Consider the following 4,184-nt stretch of genomic DNA (forward strand, 5'->3'; position numbering starts at 1 on the left):
GATTGCGAAAGATTGTTTCACAGCAGATGCTTTTGATAATCCGCTGATTTTAATGGGGGTGGAAAAGGGACTGGCTTATATTGCCGCGCATCCAAAATATGGACTGGAGGCGATTTATATTTATAAAGATAAAGACAGTACGATTAAAGAAGCTTTCAGCAAAGGTTTCAAACAATACATGGAGTTTTAAAAAAAATGTCCCACCCGCTGGTTAAACGGATGGGACCCACGCTCACTTTTCTTTCTTAGAATATGGACAAAAAAGGGTGTTAGTTCAAATGGAACTTTAACCCAATATTTCCCTGGAGGGTATTGTAGCTGGTAATGTCGCCATATTTATACGGTGCATAATTATAGCGCACATTCGCGTTAAACATTACTGGCGAAGCCTTTCCAAAAGGGACATTGAGGCCTATTTCCGGGCTTACCAGGAACTGCCAGCTGTTATTCTTCTCTACAAATTCACCCCAGTATTTTTCATAATTCATATTGGCAGTACCTACACCTACGGTAGCATATGGAATCACTGCTGATCCGGGTTTGGTAAATGCATAACTCACAGTTGCCTGAATAGGAATTACCTGCAGGGTACGTGTTTGTACAGCAGATACATCTCCTTGTTTATCGGGATATACTGCACGTGGGAGCTTTTGATAAAAGTCCTGGAATCCGGAACGCAAACCCACGGACCACTGATCATTCAGCATATATTGTAATCCTGCACTCCAGCCACGGAAGCTGGTTTTATCGGAATAATCTTTTAATGAGCCAAAAGGCTGCGCGATGGAATAGTTAATATCCACAGATAATGGTGGACGAACCTGTGCAGATACTGATTGTGCTGCAAAACATCCTGCAAAAATCAAGACCCAGTTTCTAATCTTTTTCATCTTCCTGTCAATTTAAAAGTTCAAGTCAACATTATTTTTTACTCAGGTAAGTGGACTGGGCAAAAGATGCCTGTACCATGGAGTCGATGTTGTCGATGTTCCATACGCCAGATCCGCGCCACAGTGCATTCCATACAGCTGTGAACTTGCCTTCTTTTGGATTTTTCAGGTCGAAAAGATCGATCGCCACTTGTTTTTCATTCACCTGGTATACGGTGTAGTAAGAAGGCCAATACCAGCCACCACCGGGATATCCCCAGTAACCGGGATCCCAGTATCCACCACCGCCCCACCATCCTGGATTCCAGGAGATGTTGGTATAGGAATTGTCTATACGCGTAAGATTCACTGCCAGATCAGGTTTGGCTGCTTTATTTACCAGCGTATAGCCACGTTGCTGCATCGCAGCGGTAACAGATGCAATCAGTTTTTTATCGTAATCTGTTAATGCTTTTTTGGCGGTATCCGAACTGCGTGTGAGTACTGCCACTGAATCTACTATGCTAAAGGTGGAATAGGCTGTGAAATTGGCGGTGCTATCGTGATTCGTGATGTAAATCCTTGACTCTTCATTAGTCATATCTTTCAAGGGATCTTTACGACAGCTGCTGAATGAAACCATCGCCACCAATGCGGCAGCGGCACTGAATAAAAACAAAGTTTTTTTCATGTCCTAGCGTATTAATTTAAAAAATAATTTTCTACCCGTTAACGATGATGAACCAAAACAGGTTGGTATTCCTGACAATCATGTTTTCCGTGTTTCCTCTCTCTTGAACGGATTAGATGGTTGATTGTTACAGAAAGTTTAGACGTGGAGTGTTAAGGAAATCCTAAAGTAAAAGAAGGGTTAACAAGTTCAATTACTAACGAAGTGGATTAAATAATAATAGATCTATTTTCTAATTCAATTTTTAATTGATGTGGGTTTTCGAATAATATACTATCAATACCAAATGCGCGCGCAGCCAACACATTTCGTATATTATCATCTATGAATAAAGCATTCCCGGCAGCTACCTGGTATCTGTCAAGCAACAGCTGGTAAAAGGCGGCTGCAGGCTTGCGCATTTTTTCACGACCGGATACTACCACACCATCAAACCAATGTAAAGAAGGATACATTTCCAGTGCGATTGGAAACGTTTCATCAGACCAGTTAGTGAGTGCATATAATTTATACTGTCCGCTTTCTTTCAATTGCCGAAGTATGTTTTTTGTTCCTTCAATTTCTCCGCCCAGCATTTCAGACCATCTGCCATAATAGGCGCGGATATTTTCTTCGTGGTGAGGGAAGTCTGCCACCAGCAAATCGGTGCCTGCGGCGAGTGTTCTGCCTTCATCCTGCGTTTCATTCCAATCGGAGGTGCAAATGTTTTGCAGAAAGTTTTCCATTTCTTCTTCAGAAGAAAAAATTTTACGATACAGATGTCGGGGATTCCAATCAATTAATACTGCTCCCAAATCAAAAATGATCGTACTGATAGCTGGTTGCATAGGCGTGTATATAAGTAAGAAAACGAAAATTAATCTAATATTTCATCGGCGGCATCCTCCAGCAGTTGCAGGTCTACAGAGTCGCTGCCGGCAATGCCTTCAATAGATCCTCTGATATGTGCTGCGTTAAGTAATACTTTTTCCAGTTGTTTTTCGCGTGACTTCCAGAGTTTTTCCATGGCATCTCTTTCACGTTGTATCGATAATTTCATGGACATAAATCCTTCGCGAATTGCTTTCCATTGTTCTGCAAATTCTCCACCGGTGAGGTATTCGTAGAGCATGTGCATTTTATCACCTTTGTTTTCCTGGGTGCGCAGCTTACCGGAAATTTTTACAATGCCGTCGCGCAATACATAGGCGAGGGCTTTTACTTCCGCGAAAGTACAGATCCAGATGCCATCTTTTTCGCCAAAACGTTCCATGTCTTTAGGCATGGTTTGGGTAACGAGAATGGCTACATCAACGCCCTGGCTGCGCATATCTGCTTTGAGCTTTTCTACCCAGTCTTTTATAAATTCTTTGGTGCGTTTGCTTTCGTAAATAATTCTGCCGCATTCCTGTCCGAATTGGTTGCGGACTAATTGTATACAATCGGCTCCACGTACGCCTTTACCTACCGGCGTTACTTCATCAAACGGGAAGTTGGCGCGTAACATTTCTTCCAGTACCAGTTCCTGTGCTTCTCCCTGCAACTGTGTAGAACCTTGTTCTACCCTGCGTTTCATCTCTTCTGCCAGTCTGCGTTGATCTTCCAGTTGTTTCTCCAGTTCTTTCAATCGCATCTGGTGTTCCGTGTCCCGGAGACTGTTTCTCTCTGATTCCTCTTTACGTATTTTATCTGCCAGTTCAGAACGGGCTTCCAGCAATTTCTTTTGCAGGTTGATTTCCAGTTCCTGTTCTTTGGTATTCAGTTCCTGTTCTTTGCGCAGAAAATCCAGTTCTTGTTTACGGGCTTCTCTGAGTTTTTCTTCCTGTTCCAGGTTGGCTTCTCTTAATACCGCCAGCTGGTTGTCCAGGTCGGCAGTAATGGATTTGCGCAGGTCTTCCTCTAACGTTTCCTGGAGCAGTTTTTTTTCTGCCAGCACACGTCTGCTCACTTCCTCTTCCTGTTGTTGTTTAAGGGTTTCTATCTGTCGGCGTTCCAGCGCCATCTTATTTTTTTCGGAGAGGAGCGTATCTTTCTCGTCCTGGAGCGACTTCAGGCGACGGCGCCATTCATCTTCCATTTTACCCCTCATTTCTTTTTCGATATCCGCTGCGAAGGCATCCTCCATGACAAACTGGTGCCTGCAACTGGGACAGGTGATTGATGTTCCCATAGTATTCAGTAAAAAAATTACGTAAAGATAGGGGATTGGCTGTGGGAATAAAAAAAGGAAGGAGTTTCCTCATCCTTCCTCATCCTTCCTCATCAATCAACATTAAAAAAAACAAACAACAGGCAACGGGTTTTCGAGGGGTAATAATATCGTTGGGGCGTGTATGTAAATTGGAAAATTATTGTTAGTAGGGTGTTAAGCGTGGGTTAGGTAATTGTTAAGGATGGGGACTTTTATGAAATCACGTATATTCGTGTTGTGGCTATTAACATTAATGGCTGAAGTATTTGGATTGGGGTGTCCCCGATCGGTAAGAAGCCTGGCCTAGTCGCCGGGGATCAAGTTGAAAACTTGGGGGATTAGTGGAAATTTTAAGCATAAAGTTTAGTCAATCTGTAAAGAAAAAATTCTACGTCCCGTACACCTCTGAGTGCATTCCTGAAGGACTTTATTTTGGCATTAAAAGACTCCGCAG

The 4,184-nt window shown here is 42.9% G+C and carries 5 protein-coding genes; 1 reads left to right on the forward strand and 4 read right to left on the reverse strand.

Translation table 11 applies throughout. The features are described 5' to 3' along the window. On the forward strand, positions 1–190 hold a 190-nt coding region (locus VIP81_RS21020), incomplete at its 5' end, for a hypothetical protein (RefSeq protein WP_331965843.1). Positions 191–269: 79 nt separating this feature from the next. Here the strand turns inward: VIP81_RS21020 and VIP81_RS21025 are convergent. From VIP81_RS21025 to VIP81_RS21040, 4 genes are all read right to left on the reverse strand, one after another. After that, the gene (locus tag VIP81_RS21025; protein WP_331965846.1) at positions 270–890 is read right to left on the reverse strand and encodes an outer membrane beta-barrel protein; all 621 of its coding nucleotides are present in this window, start codon (positions 888–890) and stop codon (positions 270–272) included. A gap of 31 nt (positions 891–921) precedes the next feature. Continuing rightward, complete coding sequence (locus VIP81_RS21030) at positions 922–1,560, reverse strand: DUF4136 domain-containing protein (protein ID WP_331965849.1); 639 nt, start codon at positions 1,558–1,560, stop codon at positions 922–924. A gap of 209 nt (positions 1,561–1,769) precedes the next feature. Further along, a complete protein-coding gene (locus VIP81_RS21035; protein WP_331965852.1) occupies positions 1,770–2,387 on the reverse strand; it encodes an HAD family phosphatase in 618 nt (205 codons plus the stop codon). A 29-nt stretch (positions 2,388–2,416) separates the two neighbouring features. Then, positions 2,417–3,709, reverse strand: a complete 1,293-nt coding sequence (locus tag VIP81_RS21040; protein WP_331965855.1) for a DUF2130 domain-containing protein — start codon at positions 3,707–3,709, stop codon at positions 2,417–2,419. Between the last annotated feature and the right edge of the window lie 475 nt (positions 3,710–4,184).

The sequence above is a fragment of the Chitinophaga sp. genome (assembly GCF_036566945.1).
In the GTDB taxonomy this organism is placed as follows: Bacteria; Bacteroidota; Bacteroidia; order Chitinophagales; family Chitinophagaceae; genus Chitinophaga.